Genomic DNA, 22,240 nt, shown 5'->3' with positions numbered 1-22,240 from the left:
TAAATTATGAAATTAAATTTGTATAAATTTTCATCCATAAAATTATCAATTGTTTATATGTAAATTATTTATGTTTTTTAGTAATATATAAAAAATTCGGTTTTTAGAAATAGTTTTGAAATTATAGAACAAATCTAATTATTCGAAAATAAAAATTGATTTAAAAATAAAATAATAAAAATAGGAAAATAAGTAAAGGAATTTGATTCCAAACTTATTGATAATATCTATCTTCAAACAATATTTCATCAAGTTGATATTTTTCCCATTCCCTTTTGTTTAAGACAATCTCTAACTCTTTAGGAGTTATAACTGGCTTTTTATACATTTGAGAATCATCAATAGCTATTCTAGGACATGCAGTTACAACAAATCCTTCAAGTTCCATATATGGGAGCAATACATCAGGATTTACATGGTCCATAAGAAGAATATAAGCCTCCATTCCCTCATCTTCAAGAAGCTTCTTGATTTCCTTTGCCAATTTCATCCTGTATTGGCCCTCTTTTGAGGAAACTATAATTCCCCATTTTGTAACCTCCCGTGCCTTCACTATTCTTGCAAATCTTATTCTCAATATCCGGTCTGCATAGGCACTCATTTCACGGATGTCTCCGCTATAAGGATCAATAGCTAAAACTGGAGCTTTTGTAAATAAATAGATTCCTAAGGGATGGAAATTGCCACTGCCAATGAATAGGTAAACATCTGCTCCCAAGTTCTTTACAGAAGCGAAATTGCAACCTAAAACCTGACCTTTTCTTGTGCTTCTTGAAGAGCCAATAACAACTTCCTTGCCGTTATCCTCTAAAAAGTCCACTATCTCATCAAGCAAATGCAAGTGCTGTGCAGTTGTTGCAATAGCTATTTTGGAATAAGCCTCCAATTGTTCCAATGCCTCTTCAAGGTAATCCTTGATTTTAACATTGGCTTTAGCTTCTATAAACATTGTAGGAATGCTGTATCTGAGCGGAAGAGGAGTATGCCCATAATGAACAATGAAATCCACTATCCCATTCATCTTTCTGTCTGAAACGTCACAGGCTCCAAAGCAAGGATCTGCTGAGACAATTACAGTAGCTTCAGTTTGCTTTTCAATTTCCCTTGCAAGAGCTACAGCCTGCATCTTAAGTCCTTCTGGAAACTGCAATCCCACATTCCTAACATTCAAAGAGTTGATTTTCTTTATAACTCTCTTAAGCTCCATATCGTATAATGCCATTTTATCAACTAAAATCAAAATAATTTAAAAAAGTAAAATATTAAAATCCATCAAGTAGACTAATCCATAAAGATTAGCCTTAATTAGACTTTAAAAAATTTAAAAAAAATAAAAAATTAAAAAAAGAAGAGGAAATTATAACAATGAATCAGCTACAACTTTTCCATCAACAACATCCAATTTTACAAGAGTCTTGATGTCTTCACCGGTAGCCTCTTCAACAACACCTTTACCTTCACCTTTTTCTACAACAACAACAGTGTCAACCAAGTTTACACCAATTGCTTTCAATTCATTGATTACAGCAGTAAGAGTTCCTCCTGTACTTACTACATCATCCACTAAAAGGATATTGTCTCCTTCATTCAAGTCATTGATGTATAATTTGGAAGTTGCATAACCAGTTGATTTGACGATTTCATGTTCTCCAGGCAAACCGTATTGTCTTTTACGAATAACGATGAATGGAATGCCGGTCTCCAAAGATAATGCAGTTGCAATGTGGATACCCATTGCTTCAACACCTACAATCTTATCGATTTTAGACAAATCTAAAATTTCGTCTATCACTTTAGCAATTTCCTTTAAAACTGCTGGATCCATTGCAGGCACTCCGTCACTGATACCGTGAACGAAATAATCATACTCTCCTTTCTTAACAACTGGTGCCTTTCTTAATGATTCTACTAATTTTTCAAGCATTTTTTAACCCTCAACTACGATAATATTTACCTTAAACATAATATTCAATTCAAATTTTAAATTAATGATAAAAAATAAAAAACTTAAAATCAAATTTATGTATCTATATCAATAATTTTATAATAAAAGATAAATAAACTTTTATATAATATTAATTTATACATTAAAGTTAATAAGATAAACTATTTATTTGTTTTAAAGTGCTGAAACAAAAAATAGCATTTTAGAAAAATTAGCTGAAATTAAAAATAAAAATAAAAATAAAAAATAATAAAAAAATAAGATTACTAAAACAATAATTATTAATCCATTATGAAAAATATCGGAGAGATATTATGTCAATGTTAGGAAATTTAGGAGAAAACCTTACAAACACCATGAAAAAATTGGCTGGAATGAGTGTTATTGACAAAAAGGTTGTAAAGGAAGTAGTCAAAGACATTCAAAGAGCTTTAATCCAATCAGACGTAAACATCCAGCTTGTATTAAAATTATCCAAAACAATCGAAGACCGTGCACTTAATGAAGAGCCGCCGAAAGGAATTACCCCAAGGGAACATGTAATCACAATTATCTATGAAGAAATGGTTAATTTGCTCGGTAGTGAAGCTAAAGAGCTTGAAATCAATAAAAAGCCATTCAAAATATTGTTCTTAGGATTGCAAGGTAGTGGTAAAACCACCACAATCGGTAAATTATGTAAATACTTGCAAAGAAAAGGTTTCTCTCCAGCAGTTGTATGTACCGACACATGGAGACCTGCCGCATATGAGCAGTTAAGGCAATTGACTGAAGACTTGCAAATCCAACTTTATGGAGACCCTGAAAACAAGGATGCATTAGACCTTGCAGAAAAAGGTTTAAAACAGTTTAAGAATCAAAAAATCATTATTTTCGATACTGCAGGTAGGCATAAGAACGAAGAGGATTTAATTGAGGAAATGAACAAGTTGGATAAGATCATTGAACCTGATGAATCCATTCTCGTTATTGATGGTACAATAGGCCAACAGGCAGGAGAGCAAGCTAAAGCATTCTCACAAGCTACCGATATCGGTTCCATAATCATTTCAAAATTAGATGGTACTGCTAAAGGGGGAGGAGCTCTCTCTGCAGTAGCTGAAACCGGTGCACCAATCAAGTTCATTGGTACTGGTGAAAGGATCGATGAGTTTGAAGCATTCGATCCTGAAAGGTTCATTTCAAGATTATTAGGTATGGGAGACATCAGAAGCCTTATCGAAAAGGCTGAAGAGGTTATCGATGAAGACATCGCTACAAAAACCATGAACAATATGCTTAGCGGAAAGTTCACCCTTATGGACATGCAAAACCAGTTTGAAATGATGAACAGCATGGGCCCTATGCAACAGGTCATGAACATGATTCCAGGTTTAGGAGGCAAGATTCCTAAAGAGGCAAGCCAAATGACTGAAGACAAGATCAATGAATTCAAGATCATCATGTCTTCCATGACTGAAGAGGAAATGCTCAACCCTAAAATAATCAAGACTTCCCGTATTACCAGAATTGCAAGAGGTTCTGGAGTAGACGAGAACAGCGTAAAGGAACTGTTAAGATACTATAACAATACTAAAAAAGCTATGAAAGGTATTGGACGTAGAGGAATGGGCGGAGGAGCCATGAATAGAATCATGGGCCAGTTCATGAAATAAACATTCCAAAAACCAAACTAAACTACTTTTATTTTTTATATTCATTTTTTTAAAGAGAGATTTTAATGAATCAGGAAATACTTAATAAGGCTGAAGAATTAATCAATTATGCAAATGGAAATATCTGCAATCATTGCCTTGGACGTAAGTTTTCAGATTGCGTAGAAGGAAATGGCAATGAAGATAGAGGGATTAAAATTAGAGAATCCCTAAATTTGGAAGCTTACGATGGAGAATGTGAAATATGCCACAATATCTTCAATTATATTGAAAATGATGTTCTTGATTTGGTGAATGAAAAGATAGATCTCTTGAAAGTTGAATTTGACACTTTTGTTGTTGGCTGCAAATTGCCTAAGGAAATAGTTGAAAAGGACCAGGAAATCAGCGATAAGTTTGATTTTGATGTTGAAATCATCAAAAAGGAAGTCAACAGGGAAATCGGCAAATTGCTTGAAGCAAATCTCAAGCAGAATGTTGATTTTGATGGAGAGGATGTTCTTGTGATGGCTGATTTTAGAAGAATCCTAAAGGAAGACATTGAAAATCCGGTTAAAGTCCGACTTCAAATCAATCCTATTTTTATTGAAGGAAGATACAGAAAGCTTGTTAGAGGCATCCCACAAACCAAATGGCCATGCACTAAATGTAAAGGAAGAGGCTGTGAGGAGTGCAATTTCACAGGAAAGCAATACCCAGAATCTGTAGAGGAACTATTATCTGAAACTGTCTTAAAGCACACCAATGGATACGAAGCTAAGTTTCATGGTGCTGGAAGGGAAGACATTGACGTTAGGATGCTAGGTACCGGCAGACCATTTGTGCTTGAAATCAAGGAGCCGAAGGTTAGAAAAATAGACCTTGAAAAGATATCTGAAGAGGTTGCTGAAGTCGCTAAAGGAAAAACTGAATACCTAAATCTTAAGTTTACCGAAAGGAAAAGAAAAGCTGAAATCAAAGTATCCTCACCAGACACCTATAAGGTTTACAGAGCATTGGTCAAATGTGATGATGATATAAAAGAGGAAGATTTGGAAAAACTCCAAACACTCCATATGATTCAACAAAGAACTCCAATAAGAGTTTCCCATAGAAGGGCAGACAAGATTAGAGAGAAGGAAGTCAAGAGCATTGAAGCCAAGTTCATTGATTCAAAAACCTTTGAAATGATCATTAAGACAGAAGGAGGATTGTATATCAAGGAACTTATCTCAAGTGATGATGGAAGGTCAAATCCTAGCGTTACTGAAGTTCTTGGCACACAGGCAATCTGTGCAGAATTGGATGTGATTGAAGTTGGAATTAAATAATTCCAATTTTAAAATTAAAAAAGCTATTTTTTAAAAATTTAAAAATAATTTTAAATATACTTTAGAAATCTTTTAAAATATTATAAAATACCTAAAAAACATAAACTTTATTAATATCTTAAAATATATAGTTTATTACTATCAAAAATAGAAGATTGGATTATTGCTGAAATCCAGTCACTAAAATTTTATGATATTTTATAATATTTTTGATATTTTTTTCTTTCAATATATAAAATTTAGATATGTTCTAATCAATTAAACCTACGGTTAGGGCTAAGTCTAAATAAGACTTATATATTGGCTTTTACAATGAATAGCTAAACCGAAGGGCTTAAGCTATGATATTCAACTTAAATATCATACCTGGGCTACTAGCTATTTAAAAAGATATAAAATGATGGGTTTTATATTTTTACCACAAAATTAATTAAATATTAAAGAGGTATAAAAATGCAAAGATCCAGAGGATTTAAAAGTAGAAGTAGAAAAAAATTGACCAAAAGAGTAAGACCTGGTCGTGCAAATCCAATTACCAGAAGAATTCAACAATTCGAAAATGGTGATATGGTACACATTATCATCGACCCAAGTATCCAAAAAGGCCAACCTCATTCCAGATTCCATGGAAAAACCGCTAAAGTAGTGGACAAAAAAGGTAAAGCTTACATACTTGCATTAAAAGATGGTAATAAAGCAAAAGAATTAATCGTTACTCCAGAACACTTAAAATTACAAGAGTGAGTACAATGATTGGGAAAAAAACATTAGAAACAGAACCAATACCTGCAGCTAAAGTGAAAGAAATTCTTGAAGAGTTTTCAGAAAAACATGAACTTAGTTATGAACAAAATTTAACTTTAGCTCATGTAACTAATCTAAATAAACTTTCCCTTGAAGATACTGAAAAATTAATCGAAGAACTTGAAGCTTATGTCGACCACAAGCAAGCTGTTCGTATGGCAGATATTGTGCCAAGAGACATGGCGGACTTAAGATTAATTTTCGCAAAAGAAAGAAATGCTCCTTCAAACGATGAAATGAAGGAAATTCTTGAAATTTTAGAAAAATATGATATTGAAGAGGATTTATTCTTATAAATCTCTTTAAATCAAATTATTTTTCTATTTTTATTCTTCAATGCAGAGATTACTTTTTTAACAATTTTTACTACTTTTAACTATTTCTTATTTTTTATAAAGAACAATTTTACTATTTTTTAAATATTTTTTAAATATTTTTTAAATTTTTTTAAGAGCATACTGTTTTTTCATTCTTAAAATTTTCATTGAACTTCAATTAATTTCGCTATTTTTAACAAAAAAGAATAAAATTATAAATATTAATAAGTTTAAAATATACTAATATTATATTAAAAATTAAATAATAATTAAAAATGAATTATTAAAAAATTAATCGTAGAGAATTAGCAAAAGAAAATAAAAGAATATTGCTAGAACTAATAAACATTTAAAATTAAAATGAGGTGAAAATATGGATAATCCAAACATTGATAATCCGAATCCAAAAAAAGAGGAGTACGTAATTATTTTAGATTATCTTAAATTTGGGTATGTAAATCCAGAAAGACCAACTGCTCATGGCAAACCTATTGCACAAGCTATTGGAGTAGACAAATTCACATTAATAGAAGTTACACCTAAAGAAGGTGTTGATTTAGATATTCATGACAAAGTCTATATAGGATCTGGAAAAAGGGATAAGGTTAATAGAGTAAAAGGATTATTAGACTTTGAAAACTTAACTGCAACCAGTAGAATCGAATTGGAATATGCAATTAAGGAAATCATTTTAGCTCATGAAGACATTTATGTAAAATTCTTCAATGAAATCGATTCACTTAACATCAAAATGCATAAATTGGAGCTAATCCCAGGTATCGGTAAAAAGCACACTCAAATGATTTTGGAAGAGCGTAAAAAAGAACCTTTCAAAAGCTTTGAAGACTTGAAGGAAAGAGTTCCTCTCCTTGGAGAACCTGTGGATATGCTTGCAAAAAGAGTAAGGTTAGAACTTGATACAACTACCGTCAAAAGAGGTAAAAACAAGTATTACATGTTTACCCAAGTTCCTTCCAGACACCCTTCCAACAGAAAGAAAAGATTCAACAAAGGAAGAGGTAGAAACAATAGGGGCAGAGGTAGAAGACCTAATAACAGAGGCAAAAAGCCCCAAAACAAACCAAGTTCCGAAAACAAGGAATAAATTTCCATGAGTGAAACTCTAAAAAGAGTTGAACTCATTTTTCTATTTTTTTATTTTTATTTTTTAACTAAATCATCAATGATTTTCAAATACGATAAACTACTATTTTAATGGCTAAAAAGGTGATTGATTGACTGAAAAAATATCCTTAGCTAAAGAGACTAAACAAATATTGCAGGAAAATGGGATTATTTTAAACAAGAATTTAGGTCAGAATTACCTTATAGACGATTTCAAAAGAAAGAAAATCATTGAATATGCAAAGCTTACTAAAGAGGATACTGTACTTGAAATTGGTCCAGGTATAGGTACTTTGACAATTGAACTTGCCAAGAAAGCTGGAAAAGTAATAGCTATAGAGCAAGACACCGCTATTTTTAACATATTGAAGAAACGTTTGGAAAAAGAGAAAATCGATAATGTAAATCTTATCAACGGCGATGCCGTTAAGGTGGATTTCCCAGAGTTCAATAAAATCGTTTCAAACCTTCCTTACCAAATATCATCCCCTATTAGCTTTAAGTTCCTAAAGCATGACTTTGACCTTGCAATCCTAATGTATCAGAAAGAATTTGCAGATAGGATGAATGGAAAAGTGGGAACAAAGCAATATTCCAGACTTTCTGCCATGCTATACTTTAAGGCAAATATCAAGTTCCTAACAAAAGTTTCTCCTGAGTCTTTTATACCATCTCCTAAGGTAGACTCTTCTGTTGTGGAATTAAAGCCAAAGGAAAACCAGATAGCAGATGATGACTTTAAGATCTATTCAAAAGTCGTTAAGGCATTATTCCAACATAGAAACAAAAAGGCACGTAATGCATTGATTGATTCAAGGCATATAATTGGCTTTAAAGACAAAAAAGAATTGAAATCCATTTTAAACAATTTGGAAGATGAGAATCCAAGAATCAAGGAATTATTATTGGAAAGAACAATCAATCTATCTCCAGAAAGCATTATGGAACTATCTATTTTATTAAAAGAGCATATTAACTGAGGCTTAAAATGAAAATGGGAAAATTTGAAATTGAAACAGATGATTTGGTTTACATACCTTCAGATGACACCTTTCTATTGGCTGAAAATCTTGAAATAAAGGAAGGTCAAAGCGTTCTTGAAATAGGAACTGGATCAGGCCTCGTTTCCATGTATGCAAGTCTATTAACAGACGATGTTACGGCAACTGACATCAACTTCAACGCCCTTGAACTTGCAGAGAAAAACTTCAAACTAAACAATATCAACACCATAAAACTTGAGTTCGGTGATCTCTTTGAACCTGTAAAAGATAGGAAATTTGATGTTATTCTATTTAATACTCCATATCTCCCTACTGATTCAGATGACATTATCAATGACGATTTAAATTATGCATTTGACGGGGGATTAGATGGAAGGAAAGTTATTGATAGGTTCATAAAAGAAGCACCAAATCATTTAAATGATAAGGGAATTATACAGATGATTCAGTCCTCATTATCTGACAATGACAGGACCTTGGATATGTTTGATAGAAATGGATTTGTTGCAGAAATAGCTGAAAGCGAGACGTTCTTCTTTGAAGAGATTGTCTTGATAAACGCTTACAAGATCTGACTGATAAAATGAGTTCAAACAGCCACAAATTAAATAAAAATCTGAAAGTTTCAGAATTTAAGGAATACTATTTTTTAAAAGAGGAATTGAAAGAATTCTGCAGAAATGAAGGATTAAAGGTTAGTGGAAGCAAAAGTCAACTGGAAGAAAGAATTATTCACTATCTGGATACAGGAAAATCCTTAGATGACAAAAAACATGCTCAAAACAAACCTAATTTTCAAAAATCCAATCCAAATAAAACCACTGACTTTGAAGAAATCACATTGGATTCCATTTTAGGTGAAAACTTCAAATGTAGTGAAGACAAAAGGGAATTCTTTGAAAAGAAAATAGGAAAAGGATTCAAATTTAAGGTAAAATTCCAAAAATGGTTAAAGGCAAACCCAGAAAAGACATATCAGGATGCAATCAATGCTTATTATGACATTCAAAACTCAAAGGAAAAAAACGAAATAGAAAAGCAATTCCAATACAATCAGTACATTAGAGATTTCTTCAAGGATAATGATGATAAAACTTTAAATGATGCCATAAAATGTTGGAATTATAAAAAGAGTTTAAAAGGCCATAACAGGTATGAAAAATCAGATTTAGATGCTTTAAACTAATCTAATTAAACCAACCACTATATTAAACTAAGTAAAGAATATATTTAAAGGTTTAAAAATCATATTTATTCATATAATCTAGCAAAATTAATCAAAATCAAGAGGGAATGATTATGGATTTAGAGGAGAAAAATTCAAAAGAAATAGAAGAGTTTCTTAAATCAGAAGGAGCAGAAGTAGTAGGTTTTGCTAGTTTAGAAGGTATAAAAAACGTTCCTAAAGAGTATCCGAATAGCATTTTAATCGGAATTCCAATAGAAAAGGAAGCATTGAAAACCATTTATACAGATGATCAGTCCAAATATGTGGAATCCATGAAAAGTTTAGCATTGAAGCTGAACGACATAGTTCTTGAAGGTGAAGACTACATCAAAGATCATATGAATTACAATGCATTGGCAATGTCTCGTGAAAGAGTTGCAAAGGATTTTGAAGGTTTGGCAAGCAAAATCCCTCATAAGACAACTGGAACAAGATCAGGGCTTGGATGGATTGGAAGATGTGCATTGCTTATAAGCCCAAAATATGGGGCTGCACTTAGATTATCCACAATTCTTACAGACATGCCTATTAAAGTGGGAACACCTATAGACGACTCATTATGCGATGACTGTACAGAATGCCAGGATGTATGCCCTGTTAATGCGATAAATGACGTGAAATGGGACTCCCGAAAAGAAAGGGAAGAATATTTCGATGCAGAAAAATGCTTTGAATTCATTAAATCAGAAATGCAAAGAACTCACGGCAAAAGCTTATGCGCCAAATGTGGTCTGGCTTGTCCTTACACTAAAGAATACTTAGGAATAGAAACCAACAGGGATTTGATTAAGGAAATATAATTTAAAATTTAATTAAAGTTTAATGAATTAATTTACTCCTATAAATAGGAGTTTTTAGGGGGTTTTACTATTTTTAATGGAAGTCCATTAGATTTTTACAAGCAAGAGCTGCCAAGATTCATGATTTTATCAAAAAACATTTTGAATTATTTGAAAGAGGGAAAAACACTTGAAGAAGCTTGCGCTAAGGCAGGTGTTGTTCAAAATGAGTTGAATATTTGGAAGCTTTGGGCAGATAAAGGTTTGCAGCCTTATGCAGATTTCTTTAGGGAAATTCAAAATTATAGATGATTTCAACAAGCTATGAAAATAAATTGCAATTTGAAAAAATATTAAAAATAAAGTTTAAAGAAAATAAAAAAATATAAAAAAAATATAAAAAAATTAAAAAAAAAGAAAAAGAAAATTTATTTAAAAATAAATAAATTTATTGGATTTCAGCATTGAATACCAATGCTGCAGGTCCTTTCATGAATGCTCCGAGTTCTCCGTCTTCTTCATAGACATTAAACTCTAAGTCTCCACCAGGTAAGTGAAGAAGAACTTCATTATCAAAAAGACCTAATTTTACACCAGCAAGTGCAGTTGAAGTTGCACCGGTACCACATGCAAGGGTAACACCAGCACCACGTTCCCATGTTCTCATTTTTCCTTCATTTTTGCTTAATACTTCAACAAAATGAACATTGATCTTTTCTGGGAATACTTCATGGCATTCAATAGCTGGGCCGTATTTATCAATGTCTATAGCATCAACATCATCAACAAACAAGATTGCATGAGGGTTTCCTACATTGACACAAGTTGCCTTGAAGGTGGTGTCAATGACTTCAAGGTCACCGTCGACAAACTCCTCTGAATCTGCAATCATTGGAATTTGTGGAACTTTGAATGTTGATTTGCCCATATTGACCTTAAAGAGAACAGGTTCGCCATCTTCTACAGTGATTTCAATGGTCTTGATACCTGATTTGGTTTCAACAGTCATTGTTTCCTTTTCAACGATTTTATTTCTGTAAACAAAATCACCAAAACAGCGAATACCGTTTCCACACATTTCCGCTTCAGATCCATCTGGATTGAACATTCTGTATCCAATGTCTGCCACTTCAGATGGTACAACGAACAATACTCCATCTCCACCTACACCAAAGTTTCTGTGGCATAATTGTCTGCATGCTTCAGCTTTATCTGCCTCTGGAATCTGTTCCCCTTGGCTTTCATCGATAATAGGGAAATCATTACCGATACCATGCATTTTAGAGAATTTTAAACCTTTTAAATCTACCATTCTATCACCTTAACGTCTATTGTAAATGGTCAGGAATGGATTGTTTTTCAAAGATGTCATCGTAGGTTTGTGCTTCACGAATTACGAAAGACTCTCCATTTTTAACAAGAATCTCTGCAGGGAGAGGTCTTGAGTTGTAGTTGGATGCCATTGTGTAACCGTATGCACCAGCATTTAAAATACCTAAGATGTCTCCTTCTTCAATGTCTGGAAGAGGTCTGTCTCTTGCAAACAAGTCACCTGATTCACATACATTTCCTGCAACATCCACTTCTTGAGTTGGCTCTTCATTCATCTTGTTTGCAACAACAATGTGATGATAGGAGTCGTACATAGCAGGTCTTAAAAGAGTGTTGAATCCAGCATCCACACCGATGAATTTTCTGTAGCTTTCCTTTACACTGTTTACTTCAACTAAAATAACTGAAGCATCACCTACAATGTATCTGCCTGGTTCAAGGTATAAGGTAGGTTCACCCATGTCAAACTCTTCTAATTTTTCTTTGAATAATTTGACGTTTTCTTCTGCAAAGTGTTCCAAGTCAAGCAATTCCTCATCAGGAGTGTATGGAATTCCTACTCCTCCACCGAAGTCAATGAATTCAAAGTCAATTCCTGCTTCTTGGTGGACTTTTCCTGCAATGTTCATAGTGGATTCAATAGCTAATTTGAATGGTTCTGGGTCTAAAATACCTGAACCGATGTGAGAGTGCATACCTACAGGTTCAAATCCTAATTCTTTAGCTAATTTGTAAATCTCTACAGCTTCGGTTTCCATAATACCGAATTTACTCATTTCTCCACCAGTGATACAGTGGCCGTGGTGACCAGCACCTACCATAGGGTTTACTCTGAATGAGATTTTTTTACCATTAGGATCAATGCTTTCTGCAAGTCTTTTAAGTGCGGAAACTGAGTCAATGTTCAAGATTACATCTTCACTGTTTACGTAATCCATTTCATCGTTTCTGATGTTGTTTCCTGTGAATAAGATTCTGTCTCCAGAGAATCCCATTTTTTTACAGATGTAAACTTCTCCAGGAGATACAGCATCAATGCAGCATCCTTCTTCCTCAAGGATTTTTAAAACAGCGATGTTTGTATTTGCTTTACAAGCATAGAATACTTTGAATTTAGGATAAAATTTAGTGAAAGCATTATAGAATCTGTTGTAGTTGTCTCTAATTCTTTCTTCATCAATTACATAGATAGGAGTACCGTATTGCTCTACTAAATCGCAAGCATCAGCACCGCCAATATCTAAATGGCCTTTGTCGTTTGTTTTTATGTTTAAATCCATTTTGCGCCTCCGATAAAACTAATGTATAATGAATAATTATCTTCGAATAATTATCTATAATAATCTAAAAATAAGTTTTCAATAAATATCTATTTAAACTAATATATAAAATTATTTAAGGAAATCGATTAGCCGACTTGAGAAAAATATGAAATAAACTATTTAAAAAAAGGATGAAAGCCTACCTAAGGTAAGAGTAAAACTAAGAACTTTTTGTAAAATTCGACTGTCTAAAAAATCATTTATTCAACAAACAATAAAATCATTTGTATGAATAGAATTAATAACAATAAAAATTGTTTGAAATTAAATTCCATGATTTTTCCTCCTTTTTATCTGAAATGGTATTCTTTTTAAGGTAGTGAAACCTAAAAAATAATTTTTAAATGGCTATTAATAAATATAACGATTTTATGAACTTTAAATTTAAAAATAACAATTATATTGACTTAAAAATAGAAAATTACATTTATATTGAAAAAAATAATTAAATTAAAGAATTATAAAAAAAGTAAAAAATTATCAAGGTTTAGTGAATTCAAAAGAATTCAAAAACCTTACCATTTCAGATAATTGGAGATTTACTCAAAGAGAAAAACTCCTTAAAAATACTTTAAACATCATAATATATAAATCTAATCAAAGTTAAAGACTAAAATAACGAAATAAAAGCAATATTATAATCTAATAGATTTTCATAGGTGAGAAAATGAATGGCAAAAAAGACTGGGGATTGACTGTAAGAGGAGTAGTTAAAAAGGAAGATAAGATATTAATCCTCAGGAGACATCCAAAATCAAGAAACAATCCTCATAAGTATGAACTCCCTGGAGGAAAAGTGGACCCTGGAGAGTTCTTTGATGTGGCATTGATAAGGGAATTCAAGGAAGAGACTAACCTTGATGTTAATATAGAAAGCTTGTTTGAAGTTGTGCAAGATGAATTCATTAGCAGAAGAACAAACCAACCTATAAGTACAGTGCAATTGATGATGAATCTTGAAATACTAAGTGGAGAGCTTCAGATTAGCGATGAGCATGATGATTTCAAATGGGTAGACATTGAAGAATTGAAAGAGCTTTACAATGAGGATATGCTTACTCCTACACTTAGAAAAACTTTGGAAAAAAGAGATTTTGAGATTTGAATTAATCTCAATTATTTTTTTATTAATCTACATTAAACTTTTTTTAAAACAAGCATATTATTTTTCATATAAGCGTTCAACATAAGGATTTAAATAAGTTTGAAGAACCTTTACAATAGGCCCAATTATTAGAGCAGAAATGATTGTTCCTTCACGAACTCCTGCAAGGTATCCTAAGAATACAATTGACAAGATAGCTGCAGTAAGTACAAAGCTTGTGTCAACAAATGGCTTTACCTTTGGAAACTCCTTTTTTAGAACCTTTGAAATGGCTACGATTATTCCATCAGGAGGAAGATAAACCACTTCTGTTTGAACCTCAAGCATCACACCAAATGCAACCACTAGACAACTTAAGAGAAGTGTTGCAAATTGACTTAAATAATCTGCAGGATTCAGGAAACTCACCAACATCATTGAAAAGTCTATGGAAAGGGAGAAGATTGTTCCCACAACTATCTGCAAATACTGTCTCCTTTCAAACCCACTTCTTAAAAGGATTACCTGAACAGCTATAAAAATAACGTTAAAGATCAAGCAGACAGTTCCAACACTCATTTTCAAAATCAAGCTTGAAACATAAGGAAGGCAAATTATTGGAGAAGTTCCTAAATTAGCCTTGATGGATATCGCTGCTCCTAAAGATATGAAAAATAGTGAAATTAAATAAATGACATATCTTGAAATCTTTTTTATTTGCATAAAATATAGTTTGCTTTAGAATACTTAAATAATTTTTTAAAAAAATAAGAAAATAGCAACTAAAATAAGAAAAAAATAAGAAAAAATAAAGAATTAATAAAAAAATAAAGAAAAAAGAGAAATTATAAATTATTTAAATTTAAAACAAGTGCTCTCTTTTTTGGAGTAACAGTTATTGCAGCTTTGACAAATTGAAACTCCATCGCCATTTGCTTTCCAATCAGCCAAGAAGTCTGGCTGTGCTACAAATGGCTTAGACATGGATAAGAATTCTACTTTTGAATCATTTAAAACATCATTCATTGATTTCATATCCCTCATTGAACCACCTAAAATGATTGGAACATCCACTTCATCTATTAACTTATCCACATACACAAGGAACGGATTTCTATCATTGCCATCATAAAGATAGGATATTGTCCTTGCAGTCAATTGAATGCTATCGACACCTGCCTTTTCAAGTTCCTTTGCAACCTTGATACTTTCTTCAGGAGTCATTCCATTTTTCCTGACATCCCAAGGATTTATTCTGCAACTGACATGGAAATCCATAGTCTTTTTAAGAACCTTGATTATCTCTGAACAGATTCTTACACGATTTTCTGTATTGCCACCATATTGGTCTTTTCTTTGATTGAAATAAGGATTTATAAATTTAGCAAGATAAAAATTGTTTCCAATGTCTATTTGCATTCCATCAAATCCTGCAAATGAGAACTTCTTAGCGGCCATGATAACATCTGCCTGAAGACGTCTAATTCCTTCCAAGCTAATGTCATTCGCTTCCACCTTTTGATTCAAACCATCATTATAATAAAAGAAAGCTAATTGGCCAAGAACCGGCACATCATGATTATGACAGATGTCTGTAATTTCCTTATAGTCCTTTACAAAACCTCTATAATTCACATTATTGCAGTACTCGGCAAATCTGTCTCTTGGATCAAATACAAACATTTCTGAATTGATTAATCCTACACCACTTTTAGCCATCTTTTCATATCTGTCAAAGACTTCACTCTTTAAGAATCCACCATCTTCGGTTTGTCTTTCCCAAGTTCCAGTTCTTACAATACGGCTTTTTAGCTTTAAATCCCCTAAACTACATTCATCAAATATATCCTTCATAATAATCACGATTACCTCTTAGAAAAATAAAATGTTAAAAAAATAAAAAGCGAGAAAAATACTAGTAATTGTATTTATCCTCTATCACTTGACCATCCTTGATTTTTATGGTTCTCTCTGCCAAAGCGGCAACACCATTGTCATGAGTAACTATAATCAAAGTCACATTATAACGCTCATGCATTTCCATAAGCAGATTCAATATCATTTCTCCTGTCTTTGAATCAAGAGAACCAGTTGGTTCGTCTGCTAAAATTATAGATGGGTTATTCACCAATGCCCTTGCAATAGCTACCCTTTGACGTTGACCACCAGACAACTTATTAGGCCTTTGCTTTTTCTTATCCTCCAAACCTACAGCGCGGATGATTTCACTTGCTTTTTCCTTCATCTCCTTATTTGACATTCCAGTAGGAAGCAGTGGAATCTGGACATTGTCAAAAACAGACAAGTTAGGAATCAGGTTATGCAATTGGAAAACAAAGCCTATTTTTTCCTGTCTGAATTCGCTTAAATCCTTCTCTTTAACAAGGTCAATGCCATCAATGTAGATCTTTCCTCTTGTAGGCTTATCCAAAGCGCCAAGCATATTCAAAAGGGTGGATTTTCCAGAACCTGAAGGCCCAATGATGGATACAAATTCCCCTTCAAAAATATCCAGGTTTATTCCATTCAATGCCTTAACAGTTCCTTTATCGTATTCCTTTACAACATCAAATAGGCTGATTAATGGCTCTTCATAATAATATTCCTCACCATCCTCACCGATGAATGTTTCATTATAGATATATTCATCATCAGGATATGCATTCTCATTTTCTATGTAATCATCCATAAAATCACCTATTCATACCTCAATGCTTCTGTTGGAGCAAGCTTGGATGCCTTATAAGCAGGATAGATTCCACCGATTATTCCAACGATAATTGTAATTCCAAATGCGAGAATGAATGTCTTAGGAGAGTAACCTAATGCAAAATCTGTAACATCAAACAATCTAAGGCCAACTTCAGGTATCAATATTCCAAATATTGATCCTATTATTCCAGATAAGGTTGTCAGTACCAATGTCTCACCTAAAATCATTGTTAAGATCTTTCTGGATTTCCAGCCCACAGACTTTAAAACACCGATTTCCTTTGTCCTTTCATAAACAGCCATGACCATTGTATTTATGATTCCAATTGCCCCTACAATGATTGCAAGAGCTGAAACTGCTAGGGTGGCAGTGTCCAATATTCCTAAAACATCATTAGCTATTGAAGAGATTTCCTCACTGGTCAAAGTTGTAAAGTTCTCATAATCCTCTTCAATTTTTTCACTGATTGCTGAATCGTTTACATCTTCACCTGTTTTTACAAGAATACGTGAAACTCCATCCTTATCTGTTATATCCTGCAAAGTATCCAATGGAACATAAATTCCACTGTCTACAAATGGACTTCCAGTCTCAAAGATTCCTGAAACATTAAATTCCTTGCCTTGTAAGGTAATGTCATCTCCACGGCTTACATTATTTAGTTCAGCGTATTCCGCTCCAACAATTGCATCTCTAGAGCCATTTTCATACACTTTACCGTCAATGTTCTTAATTCCCATCATATAAAGTTTCTCAGGTGCCAATCCTACAACAGTGGTTGCGAAACTGTTTCTGGAATCTGAACTGCCTGATTTCAGCCGATCCATATTCATTTCAGTGACCGTTAGCGAACCTGCAGCATCTATGACTCCAGTCCTATTTTTCATCTCTTCAACTATTTCACTGTCTATCATACCTGTGTTTGTGCTGACAGAACTGGAATTGCTGACAGTTATCTCAGCACCAACATCATTCAGCGAAGTTTGAACTGAGTCCTCCATTCCAGTAGTGATAAGGCCCAATGCCACAATAGTGGTAATCCCTATAGCAATACCAATAATGGACAATGCACTACGGGTCTTATTCCTAAATGGATTTTTTAAAATTAAATTAATGAATCTTATAATAACAACCCCTTATAAATAATTATTATTTTACTTTTTTAATAATTAAACTTAACTAAAAAATTATTGAATATTAAGTAAATTAAGTTTGAATAATCTGATAAAACTGATTAAAATAACTATTAAAAGGATTTAAAGCTTAAAAAAGAAAAAATAGGTAAAAATAGGAAATAATAGATAAATAAATAAAAAATGAAATAAATAAAAAAGAAAAATTAAAGAAAAATGAGACTGTTTAAAGGGAAGCGAATACCTTATCAAGTGCTCCCACAAGTGCATCAATTTCCTCTTCCTTAACCACTAAAGGAGGTGCAAACCTTAATACGTTTCCTGCTGTACAGTTGATCAAGAATCCTTCTTCAAGCATTTTGCCAACTATATCTGCCCCTTCAAAGTTAAGTTCCAAACCTACCAAAAGACCAGAGCCTCTTGCATCGGTGATGAAATCGTATTTCTCTTTCAATTCAGTTAATTTTTTAAGGAAGTATTCACCCATTTCCTTACTGTGCTCTACAAGGTTTTCCTCTTCAAACACATCAAAGACTGCATTTGCTGCTGCACCTGCAAGAGGACTTCCTGCAAAGGTTGTACCATGGTCACCAGGTACAAAACCACCAGCCACATCCTCTTTTGCCAAGAATGCTGCCATTGGGAATCCTCCACCAATACCTTTAGCCACAGTCATGATATCTGCATCTATTCCGAACAATTCATGAGCAAACATTGCACCGCATCTTCCGAAACCGGATTGAACTTCATCTACAATGATTAAGACTCCTTTTTCCTTACATAAGTCATTCAATCCTTTGTAGAACTCTGCACTTGCTACATTAACTCCACCTTCACCTTGAACAGGCTCAATGATAATAGCTGCAGTGTTTTCAGTGATAGCTTCCTTTACACTGTCCAAATTGCCGAATTCAACTTTCTTGAATCCTTTTGGCAAGTTTTCTGTGTAAGGTGCACTGTATTCTGGGTGATCGGTTACAGACAATGTCAAGAAAGTTCTTCCATGGAATGAGTCCCCACAGAATAACACTTCATGCTTTCCGCTGTATTTTATAGCAAGCTTAAGTGCTCCCTCATTAGCTTCAGCACCGGAGTTTGCAAAGAAAATTCTATCGAAATTTGTAGCATCCACCAATCTTTTAGCATAAAGGGTAGCAGGCTCATTGTAGTAAATGCTTGAAATGTGAATGAGCTTTTCAGCTTGATCTTGAATAGCTTTCACAAGCTTAGGATGATTGTGACCTAAACAGTTTACAGCAATTCCCGCCAAAAAGTCCAGATACTCGTTACCGTCAATATCCCATACCTTAACCCCTTCTCCATGGTCAAGCACGATTGGGACTCTGTTGAATGTGTTAATGAAATATTTATCTTCAATATCAATGATTTCTTGTGTATTCATAAATAAAAACTCCTAATTCTTAAAATTATTTAGTAAAATTGAAATGTTTAAATAATCGATTAATTAATCAATTGTAAAAGTTATAAATAATTTAACACAATTATATTTATAGTTTATAATATAAAAAAATAATTAAAGATTAATTAAATTAAAGACAATTATGGATTAAAGAAATATTTCAAAATAAGTGATAGAAAATATTCGGATTGATTATATGGCACAGATAATACTTGGCAAAACTGGACTAAAGATAGAAAAGAACGGTTTTGGAGCTCTCCCTATTCAAAGGGCTTCATTTGATGAAACCAAAGAAATCGTTCAAAAGGCTTATGCAAATGGAATTAACTTTTATGATACTGCAAGAGCATACACCGATAGTGAAGAAAAGCTAAACTATGCTTTTGAAGGATTCAATGAAAAGTACCCGAGGGAAAGCATAATAATAGCTACAAAAACCCAAGGGGAAAACAGAAAGGATATTGAAAAGGACATTAAAGTAAGCCTTGACAATCTTGGCACTGATTACATTGACCTTTATCAAATCCACAACCCATCATTCTGCCCTACTGAAGGTGATGGGAGCGGAGCATATGATGCATTATTCGATCTCTATGATGAGGGAATCATAAGACACATCGGCTTTACATCCCATAAGGCAGAGCTTGCTAAGGAAGCTATTGAAAGCGGATTATACGAAACCATCCAATTCCCATTTTCCTACCTTACAGGTCCAAAGGAACTTGCTATTGTTGAAATGGCAAGAGCAAACAATGTAGGTTTCATTGCAATGAAAGCAATGAGTGGAGGATTGATTGGGAGCTCTAAAGCAGCTTACGCTTACATAAATAGCTTTGATAATGTGGTTCCTATCTGGGGAGTCCAAAGAATGTCTGAACTTGATGAGTTCCTATCCTATATGAAAGATGAACCGGCTCTTGATAACGAATTGGAGGAAATCATCAAAAAAGAAAGAGAGGAATTGCAAGGAGATTTCTGCAGAGGCTGCGGATACTGCATGCCTTGTCCTGAAGGAATTGAAATATTCCAATGCGCTAGAATGTCCTTATGGATTAGAAGATTCCCATCAGCTCCAAGTCTCACTCCAGAGTCTCAAGAGAAGATGAAGAAGATTGAAGAGTGCACAGAATGCAGGCAATGCGTAAGCAGATGCCCATACGAATTGGACATCCCAGAACTCTTGAAGAAAAACTATGAAGATTATAAAAAGATATTATCTGGTGAGATAAAAGTAGATTAATTTTAATTTAAAATAGTTTAAATATTAAGTAAAATAAATTATAAATAGTATTTTTTAAAATATGTTTTAAAAATATGTTTTAAACAAAATAAAAAAAACTATCATTAAACAATTGAAACGTGATTATAATGAAAAAAGCAATTATTGAAACTGAAAAAGGAGACATCGTATTGGAATTATTCCCTAATGAAGCTCCTGGAACTGTAGCAAACTTTGAAAAATTAGCAAACAGCGGATTCTATGATGGTTTAACCTTCCATAGAGTTATCCCTAACTTTGTAATTCAAGGTGGATGTCCTATCGGTAACGGTACCGGCGGTCCTGGATACACTATCAAATGTGAAACTGAAGGAAACCCACACAAACATGGAACTGGAGCATTATCCATGGCACACGCAGGTAAAGACACCGGTGGAAGCCAATTCTTTATCACTCACAGTCCACAACCTCACTTAGATGGTGTTCACACAGTGTTCGGACAAGTTATCGAAGGGATGGATGTTGTAAATTCCATTCGTGCTGGGGATAAAATGTTAAAAGTGACCGTACAAGGTTAGATTAAAAATTAAAGCAGTTTTTAACTGCTACTTATTCTTTTTTTTAAGATTTTTTCATGCATTATTTAAATAAAAACTTTTTTTAAAAACATTACAATACTATAAAAATGAAAAAAAGAAGATAAAAATTAAATAAAAATTAAAAAAATTAATAAGAAATCAAAATCAATAGCCATACTCTTCATCGGCTAAATCCAAATCATCAGGATTTCTAATCATATATCCGCATTCATGACATTTGTATGTATTGTAGTTGATCTCTTCAATAGCTTCAGAACCACATCTTGGACATCTTGCCATTAATCACCCTCCTTTAATGAATGATTATTTTATATGCTTTGCAGTTTATAAAACTTTCTAAAAAATTTCAACTAGAAGAATAATTTTATTTATCAAAACAATTATATATTATTAAAATTAATTCAAAATTAAATAATAATAACAAAAGTAGGTGAAAATATGGAATATGAAATACGTGGCGGAGCATTTCCTATTGTAATCTGCACATTGCAAGAAGGGGAAACCATTAAAAATGAAACTGGGGCAATGTCCTTCATGACTTCTGGAATGAAAATGGAAACCAATACAGGAGGGGGCCTTTTAAAAGGGCTTGGAAGAGCATTGTCTGGAGATAGCTTATTCTTAAACTTCTTTACTGCAGAGTCCGGCACTCAACAAATAGGATTTTCAGCACACAGCCCTGGAAAAATCATCCCTTTCAAATTGGATGGAACCAATACCATAATCGGTCAGAAAAATGCATTCTTGGCTGCAGAGGATTCAGTAGAAGTTGAGATATTCTTTAAAAACAAACTTGGAACAGGAATATTCGGTGGTGAAGGATTTATCCTTCAGAAGTTCTCTGGAGAAGGAACTGTATTTTTGGAAATTGATGGTGAAGTCATTGAACATGAACTCCAAGAAGGAGAAACCTTGCTATTGGATCCAGGACATCTCGCTGCAATGGAAGAGACTGTTGGATATGAAATCGAAAGAGTTAAAGGCGCTAAAAACATATTGTTCGGGGAAGGACTCTTCTTCGCTAGAATACAAGGCCCTGGAAAAGTTTGGATTCAAACCATGCCTATCAGCAAATTAGCTGAAGCAATCATCCCATTCATTCCAACAAGCACTGGATAATAATGATAATGTAATAAAAAATTTTAAAAAGTTTATTATTTAATAAACTTTTTTTCTTTTTTAATATTTGAACCATCCAAAAATCAATATTAACTTCATTCCCCTTTTTTAATTTTTCTAAACAATTTATCT

Annotated in this window: 24 protein-coding genes; 14 read left to right on the top strand and 10 right to left on the bottom strand. The window is 33.1% G+C overall.

What is annotated here, in order from left to right:
• Window positions 1-214 precede the first annotated feature (214 nt).
• A complete protein-coding gene (dph2, locus tag Q0409_RS01185) occupies window positions 215-1,222 on the bottom strand; it encodes a diphthamide biosynthesis enzyme Dph2 (protein ID WP_298534185.1) in 1,008 nt (335 codons plus the stop codon).
• A 135-nt stretch (window positions 1,223-1,357) separates the two neighbouring features.
• Window positions 1,358-1,924: a hypoxanthine/guanine phosphoribosyltransferase gene (hpt, locus tag Q0409_RS01180; protein ID WP_298534182.1), complete on the bottom strand. Its 567-nt coding sequence runs from the start codon at window positions 1,922-1,924 to the stop codon at window positions 1,358-1,360.
• Window positions 1,925-2,259: 335 nt separating this feature from the next.
• Here hpt and Q0409_RS01175 point away from each other — a divergent pair, with 335 nt between their 5' ends.
• The 10 genes from Q0409_RS01175 to Q0409_RS01130 all read left to right on the top strand — a co-directional run bounded on the left by Q0409_RS01175 (window position 2,260) and on the right by Q0409_RS01130 (window position 10,479).
• Window positions 2,260-3,600: a signal recognition particle protein Srp54 gene (locus Q0409_RS01175; RefSeq protein ID WP_298534179.1), complete on the top strand. Its 1,341-nt coding sequence runs from the start codon at window positions 2,260-2,262 to the stop codon at window positions 3,598-3,600.
• Window positions 3,601-3,665: 65 nt separating this feature from the next.
• Entirely contained in the window at window positions 3,666-4,910 is a 1,245-nt protein-coding gene (locus tag Q0409_RS01170) for a tRNA pseudouridine(54/55) synthase Pus10 (RefSeq protein WP_298534176.1), read from the top strand.
• A gap of 453 nt (window positions 4,911-5,363) precedes the next feature.
• A complete protein-coding gene (locus tag Q0409_RS01165; RefSeq protein WP_292788089.1) occupies window positions 5,364-5,654 on the top strand; it encodes a 50S ribosomal protein L21e in 291 nt (96 codons plus the stop codon).
• A 5-nt stretch (window positions 5,655-5,659) separates the two neighbouring features.
• Window positions 5,660-6,010, top strand: coding sequence for an RNA polymerase Rpb4 family protein (locus Q0409_RS01160; protein WP_295608214.1), 351 nt, complete (start codon window positions 5,660-5,662; stop codon window positions 6,008-6,010).
• Window positions 6,011-6,404: 394 nt separating this feature from the next.
• The gene (locus Q0409_RS01155; RefSeq protein WP_298534173.1) at window positions 6,405-7,136 is read left to right on the top strand and encodes a DUF655 domain-containing protein; all 732 of its coding nucleotides are present in this window, start codon (window positions 6,405-6,407) and stop codon (window positions 7,134-7,136) included.
• A 130-nt stretch (window positions 7,137-7,266) separates the two neighbouring features.
• A complete protein-coding gene (rsmA, locus tag Q0409_RS01150; RefSeq protein ID WP_298534171.1) occupies window positions 7,267-8,136 on the top strand; it encodes a 16S rRNA (adenine(1518)-N(6)/adenine(1519)-N(6))-dimethyltransferase RsmA in 870 nt (289 codons plus the stop codon).
• A 14-nt stretch (window positions 8,137-8,150) separates the two neighbouring features.
• The gene (locus Q0409_RS01145; protein ID WP_298534215.1) at window positions 8,151-8,735 is read left to right on the top strand and encodes a HemK2/MTQ2 family protein methyltransferase; all 585 of its coding nucleotides are present in this window, start codon (window positions 8,151-8,153) and stop codon (window positions 8,733-8,735) included.
• Window positions 8,736-8,743: 8 nt separating this feature from the next.
• Window positions 8,744-9,346, top strand: coding sequence for a DUF6434 domain-containing protein (locus tag Q0409_RS01140; protein WP_298534169.1), 603 nt, complete (start codon window positions 8,744-8,746; stop codon window positions 9,344-9,346).
• Window positions 9,347-9,459: 113 nt separating this feature from the next.
• Window positions 9,460-10,188: a 4Fe-4S double cluster binding domain-containing protein gene (locus Q0409_RS01135; RefSeq protein ID WP_298534167.1), complete on the top strand. Its 729-nt coding sequence runs from the start codon at window positions 9,460-9,462 to the stop codon at window positions 10,186-10,188.
• A 150-nt stretch (window positions 10,189-10,338) separates the two neighbouring features.
• A complete protein-coding gene (locus tag Q0409_RS01130) occupies window positions 10,339-10,479 on the top strand; it encodes a hypothetical protein (protein ID WP_295608224.1) in 141 nt (46 codons plus the stop codon).
• Between the two features lie 136 nt (window positions 10,480-10,615).
• On the opposite strand, the gene dapF is transcribed toward Q0409_RS01130, so the two are convergent.
• The gene (dapF, locus tag Q0409_RS01125; protein ID WP_298534165.1) at window positions 10,616-11,479 is read right to left on the bottom strand and encodes a diaminopimelate epimerase; all 864 of its coding nucleotides are present in this window, start codon (window positions 11,477-11,479) and stop codon (window positions 10,616-10,618) included.
• 16 nt (window positions 11,480-11,495) lie between these two features.
• Complete coding sequence (lysA, locus tag Q0409_RS01120) at window positions 11,496-12,779, bottom strand: diaminopimelate decarboxylase (RefSeq protein ID WP_298534162.1); 1,284 nt, start codon at window positions 12,777-12,779, stop codon at window positions 11,496-11,498.
• A 709-nt stretch (window positions 12,780-13,488) separates the two neighbouring features.
• Here lysA and Q0409_RS01115 point away from each other — a divergent pair.
• Entirely contained in the window at window positions 13,489-13,926 is a 438-nt protein-coding gene (locus Q0409_RS01115) for an NUDIX domain-containing protein (protein WP_298534159.1), read from the top strand.
• A gap of 57 nt (window positions 13,927-13,983) precedes the next feature.
• Here Q0409_RS01115 and Q0409_RS01110 read toward each other — a convergent pair whose 3' ends face one another.
• From Q0409_RS01110 to Q0409_RS01090, 5 genes are all read right to left on the bottom strand, one after another.
• Window positions 13,984-14,628 carry a YitT family protein gene (locus tag Q0409_RS01110; protein WP_298534157.1) on the bottom strand — a complete coding sequence of 215 codons (645 nt, stop codon included), beginning with the start codon at window positions 14,626-14,628 and terminating at the stop codon, window positions 13,984-13,986.
• Window positions 14,629-14,757: 129 nt separating this feature from the next.
• Window positions 14,758-15,759: an NADH-dependent flavin oxidoreductase gene (locus Q0409_RS01105; RefSeq protein WP_298534213.1), complete on the bottom strand. Its 1,002-nt coding sequence runs from the start codon at window positions 15,757-15,759 to the stop codon at window positions 14,758-14,760.
• Between the two features lie 61 nt (window positions 15,760-15,820).
• The gene (locus Q0409_RS01100; protein WP_298534154.1) at window positions 15,821-16,594 is read right to left on the bottom strand and encodes an ABC transporter ATP-binding protein; all 774 of its coding nucleotides are present in this window, start codon (window positions 16,592-16,594) and stop codon (window positions 15,821-15,823) included.
• A gap of 8 nt (window positions 16,595-16,602) precedes the next feature.
• Window positions 16,603-17,685: an FtsX-like permease family protein gene (locus Q0409_RS01095; RefSeq protein WP_298534152.1), complete on the bottom strand. Its 1,083-nt coding sequence runs from the start codon at window positions 17,683-17,685 to the stop codon at window positions 16,603-16,605.
• Window positions 17,686-17,977: 292 nt separating this feature from the next.
• Window positions 17,978-19,153, bottom strand: coding sequence for an aspartate aminotransferase family protein (locus Q0409_RS01090; RefSeq protein ID WP_298534150.1), 1,176 nt, complete (start codon window positions 19,151-19,153; stop codon window positions 17,978-17,980).
• Window positions 19,154-19,367: 214 nt separating this feature from the next.
• On the opposite strand from Q0409_RS01090, the gene Q0409_RS01085 reads away from it, so the two are divergent.
• Together Q0409_RS01085 and Q0409_RS01080 are read left to right on the top strand one after the other, a co-directional pair.
• Complete coding sequence (locus tag Q0409_RS01085) at window positions 19,368-20,411, top strand: aldo/keto reductase (protein ID WP_298534147.1); 1,044 nt, start codon at window positions 19,368-19,370, stop codon at window positions 20,409-20,411.
• Between the two features lie 128 nt (window positions 20,412-20,539).
• On the top strand, window positions 20,540-20,968 hold the full coding sequence (locus Q0409_RS01080; RefSeq protein ID WP_295608247.1) for a peptidylprolyl isomerase: 429 nt from the start codon (window positions 20,540-20,542) through the stop codon (window positions 20,966-20,968).
• A gap of 165 nt (window positions 20,969-21,133) precedes the next feature.
• Here Q0409_RS01080 and Q0409_RS01075 read toward each other — a convergent pair whose 3' ends face one another.
• Entirely contained in the window at window positions 21,134-21,268 is a 135-nt protein-coding gene (locus Q0409_RS01075) for a hypothetical protein (protein WP_295608249.1), read from the bottom strand.
• A gap of 159 nt (window positions 21,269-21,427) precedes the next feature.
• Between Q0409_RS01075 and Q0409_RS01070 the strand changes: the two genes are divergently transcribed.
• Window positions 21,428-22,108 (top strand): TIGR00266 family protein, encoded by a 681-nt coding sequence (locus tag Q0409_RS01070; protein WP_298534143.1) that lies wholly within the window; start codon window positions 21,428-21,430, stop codon window positions 22,106-22,108.
• Window positions 22,109-22,240 lie beyond the last annotated feature (132 nt).

This window comes from uncultured Methanobrevibacter sp., from assembly GCF_937898925.1.
In the GTDB taxonomy this organism is placed as follows: domain Archaea; phylum Methanobacteriota; class Methanobacteria; order Methanobacteriales; family Methanobacteriaceae; genus Methanobrevibacter.
The sequence above is the reverse complement of the archived record's forward strand: the minus strand, read 5'-3'. Positions and strand labels throughout refer to the sequence as shown.